The organism is Phenylobacterium sp., assembly GCF_028290885.1.
In the GTDB taxonomy this organism is placed as follows: Bacteria; Pseudomonadota; Alphaproteobacteria; order Caulobacterales; family Caulobacteraceae; genus Phenylobacterium.
Genome location: NZ_JAQGIZ010000209.1, coordinates 1 through 4,914, shown reverse-complemented (window position 1 = coordinate 4,914; position 4,914 = coordinate 1). Strand labels below are relative to the sequence as shown.

Here is a 4,914-nt window from a genome sequence, read left to right as displayed (position 1 = left end):
TCGGCTCTTCGGCGGGCGCCGTGACCGCGTCGCCCAGGCCCACGGCGCCGGCCGCGGTGACCCGGACATAGATCCCGCAGAGCAGGTGGCCGTAATTGTCGAACAGCGCCTTGGTGACGTCGAGGTCGCGCTCGGCGGTGGTGGGATCGACGTGGGTGGCGGCGCAGCGGACGATCGGCTTGAACACCTCGGCTTGGGCCCAGCCGAGCATCAGACGCTTGCCGGTCCAGCCATTCTCCGCCCAGGCCGGCCAGCCCTCGACATAGAGGTTGGCGCGGAACCGCAGCGGGTCGAGCTCGACCCCCATGCGCCGGCCAAGGTCACGGACGCTGGCCAGGTTGACGATCGACACCTGGCCCAGCGGATGGTCGGTGAAGCGGTGCGCGCCCGGCGCCTCGATGACGCGCAAGGGCCCGCCGATGTCGTCGGCCAGAAGCCCGGTCAGCCAGGCGGCGAAGGCCTCGCGCCCGGACGGCTCCGCCAGCCGCCCGGCGAACTCGCCCGCGCCCGGCGCGGCTGCCTGCAACACGCCGGTCTCCGCGTCATATCGGGTGCGGGCCGCAGCCACCCTGGCGATGTGGGCCAGGACCGTGAACTTCTGTTTCGGGACAAAGGCGGGCGCGGCCGGATCGAAGCCGGAAGGCCCGTTCTCCACCGCCCAGATGCGGTCGTGCGGGAAGCCTTCGCCGGGGGCCAGCTGCACGGCGTCCAGCGGCTCGGGCGTGAAGCCCTTCACCGGATGGCGGAAGATGGCCGCGACGTGACCGCTCATATGCGCCCCTTGCCGCAAGCCGGCGCGCGCGACAAGCGGAACGGACGCCGCGGCCCGGGGTTTGAGCAAGCGCCACCTCGGAGACTGCGGCGTGTCGGGGCTTGCCCAACGGAAATCGAGACCGCGGGTGGCGAAGGCCCGCAGCCTCGTGCTGGGCGCGGTCCCGTGGGTCGGGATGGCGGCGATGGCGGGGCTTTGGGCGCAGTCGCTGCGCAAGCCGAAGCCGGGTCTGAGCAAGCAGGTCACCGCCTCGCCGGAACATTTCGAGGCGATCGAGCCGGGCCGGGGTCGCCTGGCCGCCGCGCCGCACCGCATCCCGTTGAAGGGTTGGCGCGACATCCTCTGGCGGACCTGGCTGGAGATCGGCCGCGACCGGCTGCCGGCGGTGGCAGGCGGGATCACCTTCTACAGCCTCCTGGCCATCTTCCCGGGGATCGGGGCGTTCGTCTCGCTCTACGGCCTGTTCGCCGACGTGGACAAGGTTTCCAAGCAGCTCGACCAGCTGGCGGCGTTCGTGCCGCAGGAGGTGCTGAGCCTGCTGGGGGACCAGATGATGCGGCTGGCGAGCCAGCGGCATGCGAGCCTCTCGGTGGCCTTCGTGGTCAGCCTGCTGCTCTCGGTGTGGAGCGCCAACGCCGGCATGCAGGCCCTGATCGACGGGCTGAACATCGCCTACGACGAGACGGAGAAGCGCAATTTCGTGGTCCGCCGCGCGTTGACCTACGGCTTCACCTTTGCGGCCATCGTGTTCCTCACCGTGGTGACCGCCGTCCTGGTGGCGCTGCCGATCATCGCCGACGACCTTGGGCTCGTGGACTGGTGGGTGGTCCCGGCGCGCTGGGTGGCGCTGCTGGGGCTGGCGGCCGTCGGCTTCGCGGCGATCTACCGGTACGGGCCCTCGCGGCAAAAGGCGCGCTGGCGCTGGGTGTGGTGGGGCGCGGCCTTCGCGGCGCTGGCCTGGGTCGGCGGCTCGCTCGGCTACTCCTGGTTCCTCAACCACCTGGCCCACTACGACGCCACCTACGGCTCGCTGGGGGCGGTGGTGGGCTTCATGATGTGGATCTGGTTCTCGACCATGGTGGTGCTGGTGGGCGCCGAGCTGAACGCCGAGATCGAGCACCAGACGGCGCTGGACTCCACCACCGGCGCGCCCCTGCCGATGGGCCAGCGCGGCGCTGCCATGGCCGACACCGTGGGCCTGGCGTTCCAGGGCGTCCACAAGCTCTGGGACGGGGCGGAGGCGGGGATCGCGAGGATGCTGGGGCGCAAGCGCGCGGAGTCCTAGGGCCGCCGCTGGGGCGGCGACCGAGAATAGGTCCACGAGCCACACGAACGGATCCGACGCGATCCCGGAGCAACGGCGACCTGGGCCTGTTCGTGTCGTTCGTGGACAGCATTCTCCCGCTTCGCGGGATGCTAGGCGTCCCGCCTAGTTGAACTCGTCCTCCAGGGTCGACAGCCGGGCCGCCTGGTCTTCGGCGATCAGGGGGTTGATGACGTCGTCCAGGGCCTCGCCCTCCAGCACCTTGGGCAGGTTGTAGAGGGTCAGGTTGATGCGGTGGTCGGTGACCCGGCCTTGCGGGAAGTTGTAGGTGCGGATGCGTTCGGAGCGGTCGCCGGAGCCGACCTGGGTTTTCCGAGCGTCCGAGCGGGCTGCATCCAGCGCCTCGCGCTGCTGGTCGTAGAGCTTGACCTTCAGCGCCTTCATGGCGCGCGCCCGGTTCTGGTGCTGGGACTTCTCCGAGGAGGTCACCACGATGCCGCTGGGCAGGTGGGTGATGCGGACCGCGCTATCGGTCTTGTTGACGTGCTGGCCGCCGGCGCCGGAGGAGCGGTAGGTGTCGATGCGGATGTCGCCGTCCTTGATGTCGATCTCCACGTCCTCCGGTTCGGGCAGGACCGCGACGGTGGCGGCGGAGGTGTGGATGCGCCCCTGGGCTTCCGTGGCCGGCACCCGCTGGACGCGGTGGACGCCGCTTTCGAACTTCAGCCGGCCGAACACGCCGTCGCCGGTGACCGAGGCGATGATCTCCTTGAACCCGCCGGCGTCGCCCTCGGACATACTGTCTACCTCCACCCGCCAGCCGTGCAGGGCGGCGTAGCGCTGGTACATGCGGAACAGGTCGCCGGCGAAGAGGGCGGCCTCGTCGCCCCCTGTGCCAGCCCGCACTTCCAGGATCGCCGAAGCGTTCTCGTCCTGGTCCTTGGGCGCCAGCAGCAGGGCGACCTCGTGCTCGAGGGCGGGCAGCCGGTCCTTCAGGGTCTCCAGCTCGTCGCGGGCCATTACCGCCATCTCGGCGTCGCCGCCCGACGCCATCTCCTCCAGCTCCGGCGCTTCGTCGCGGGCGCGCTGCAGGGTGGTGACCGCATCGACCACCGGCTTCAGCTCGGCGTGCTCCTTGGAGAGGCGGACGATCTCGACCCCGTCGCTGGCCGCGCCCATCCGCGCCTCGATCTCGCGGAAGCGGTCGAGCACCTGGTCGAGCCTGGCCTGGGGAAGTCGCAAGGGTCTGGACGCCTGAAGAGAAGGGGAGCTTCCTCTAGCCTTACCCCGGCCGGTTGCCAAACAGGTCGGAGAGGTTGGAGGCGCCCCATGTACCACGAGGGCAACCGCGCGCTGCAAGACGCCTTCGGCAGCCGGGCGCTGGCCGACCGGCTGGACCAGAAGCTCCGGCGCGACCTGTTCAACGAGGACGACGCGGCCTTCATCGGGTCCCTAGGCTTCTTCTTCCTGGCGACGGCCGACGCGCAAGGGCGGCCCGACTGCTCGTTCAAGGGCGGGCCGCCGGGGTTCGTCCGGGTGGCTACCCCGGACCTGCTGGTGTTCCCCGACTACGACGGCAACGGCATGTTCAGGAGCCTGGGCAACATCGGGGTCAATCCGTACGTCGGCATCCTGTTCATCGCCATGGGCGAGGCGCCCAAGCGCCTGCGGGTGAACGGGACGGCGCAGGTGGTCGGCGACGATCCGCTGATGGCCGCGATCCCCGGGGCGCAGCTGCTGGTGAAGGTGACGCCGGCGGACATCTTCCCCAACTGCCCGCGCTATGTGCCGAACATGACGCTCGTCGAGCCCTCGCCCTATCTGCCGGAGCCGGACGCGGCGCCGCTGGAGCCCAAGTGGAAGAGCTTCGAAAGCTTCAGCGACGTGGTCCCGCCAAGGCGGCGTTGAGGCCGGCGCCGGAACCTCCAGGGTAGGGCACCCGTTTGGCCGCCTGTGACACATGGAGGCTTGAGATGGCGACCGAACGAGTGACCACACACAGCGACGGGACGACGAGCGAGCGCATCGTCGAGCAGGACGGCGGCGGGACGACCTATATCGACCGCGGCGGCTCGGGCATGGGCGGCTTGATCGTCGGCCTGGTGGTCCTGGCGCTGGTGGCGCTCATCGCCTTCTTCCTGGTGAACCAGAACCGCAACGACGCGCTGCGCACCAGCGCGGTGACCAGCGCCGCCTCGACCATCGCCGACTCCACCGCGGGCGCCGCCAAGGACGTCGGCGCCGCGGCCAACAACCCCGCCGGCGCGGTAAATCCGAAGTAATCTGCCCCCCCGCGAAGCGGGCGAGGTAAGAGAAAGGCCCCAGCCGTCGCCGGCAGGGGCCTTTTCCGTGCGCCGCTCAGCGCGGATGGATCAGACGCGGACGCCGCTCAGCGGGGCGTTGCCGAAGGCGCCCAGCTTGACGTTGCCGGTCATGGCGTCGCCGTTGACGGTGGCTTCGAACTCCAGCGTCATCGGCATCGGCTGGGTGATGTCGGCGCTCCAGGAGAGGGTGTCGCCGGCGACCTTGCCGCTGATCTCGCTGTCGCCCATGCGGCCCGAGGTCTTGCCGGTGAAGGTGTCGCCGCTGGTCTTGATCTCGGCGGTCACTTCCTGCGCGCCCATGGGCGTGTTGATGGTGATCTTCCAGTTGCCGTCCGCGGACATCTCATCCCTCCCGAAAATGGTTGCCGCACCTAAGCGCGGATGGGAGACGGGCGCAAGAGTGACGCGGGCGTCACTTTTGTGAAGATCACTCCGCCGCCTGCAGGGATTTCTCCGCCTCGAGCTCGGCCGCCTTGGCCTCGACCAGCTCGACGATGTGGTCGACCATGTGGTCGTTGTCGACCTTGTGGTCCTGGCGGCCGGCGACGTAGACC

The 4,914-nt window shown here is 69.8% G+C and carries 6 protein-coding genes and 1 pseudogene; 3 read left to right on the top strand and 4 right to left on the bottom strand.

The window, feature by feature from the left end; genetic code table 11:
* Positions 1 to 772 (bottom strand): MOSC N-terminal beta barrel domain-containing protein (locus tag JWP28_RS14255; RefSeq protein ID WP_299543882.1); only part of this gene is annotated, 772 nt, incomplete at its 3' end.
* A gap of 127 nt (positions 773 to 899) precedes the next feature.
* Between JWP28_RS14255 and JWP28_RS14250 the strand changes: the two genes are divergently transcribed.
* Positions 900 to 2,057 (top strand): YihY/virulence factor BrkB family protein, encoded by a 1,158-nt coding sequence (locus JWP28_RS14250; protein WP_299543880.1) that lies wholly within the window; start codon positions 900 to 902, stop codon positions 2,055 to 2,057.
* A gap of 144 nt (positions 2,058 to 2,201) precedes the next feature.
* Here JWP28_RS14250 and prfA read toward each other — a convergent pair whose 3' ends face one another.
* Positions 2,202 to 3,278 carry a peptide chain release factor 1 gene (prfA, locus tag JWP28_RS14245; protein ID WP_299543878.1) on the bottom strand — a complete coding sequence of 359 codons (1,077 nt, stop codon included), beginning with the start codon at positions 3,276 to 3,278 and terminating at the stop codon, positions 2,202 to 2,204.
* A gap of 87 nt (positions 3,279 to 3,365) precedes the next feature.
* Between prfA and JWP28_RS14240 the strand changes: the two genes are divergently transcribed.
* Entirely contained in the window at positions 3,366 to 3,944 is a 579-nt protein-coding gene (locus tag JWP28_RS14240; protein WP_299543876.1) for a pyridoxamine 5'-phosphate oxidase family protein, read from the top strand.
* Between the two features lie 65 nt (positions 3,945 to 4,009).
* On the top strand, positions 4,010 to 4,318 hold the full coding sequence (locus JWP28_RS14235; protein WP_299543875.1) for a hypothetical protein: 309 nt from the start codon (positions 4,010 to 4,012) through the stop codon (positions 4,316 to 4,318).
* A 90-nt stretch (positions 4,319 to 4,408) separates the two neighbouring features.
* Here the strand turns inward: JWP28_RS14235 and JWP28_RS14230 are convergent, their stop codons facing one another.
* Both JWP28_RS14230 and JWP28_RS14225 read right to left on the bottom strand, forming a co-directional pair.
* On the bottom strand, positions 4,409 to 4,702 hold the full coding sequence (locus JWP28_RS14230) for a hypothetical protein (RefSeq protein ID WP_299543873.1): 294 nt from the start codon (positions 4,700 to 4,702) through the stop codon (positions 4,409 to 4,411).
* Positions 4,703 to 4,787: 85 nt separating this feature from the next.
* Positions 4,788 to 4,914, bottom strand: a pseudogene (locus tag JWP28_RS14225) (4-hydroxy-3-methylbut-2-en-1-yl diphosphate synthase); the annotation flags it as partial.

Coding starts and splice junctions, on each gene's coding strand:
- JWP28_RS14240 (WP_299543876.1), top strand. CDS start 3,366: ATGTACCACGAGGGCAACCGCGCGCTGCAAGACGCCTTCGGCAGCCGG.
- JWP28_RS14235 (WP_299543875.1), top strand. CDS start 4,010: ATGGCGACCGAACGAGTGACCACACACAGCGACGGGACGACGAGCGAG.
- JWP28_RS14230 (WP_299543873.1), bottom strand. CDS start 4,702: ATGTCCGCGGACGGCAACTGGAAGATCACCATCAACACGCCCATGGGC.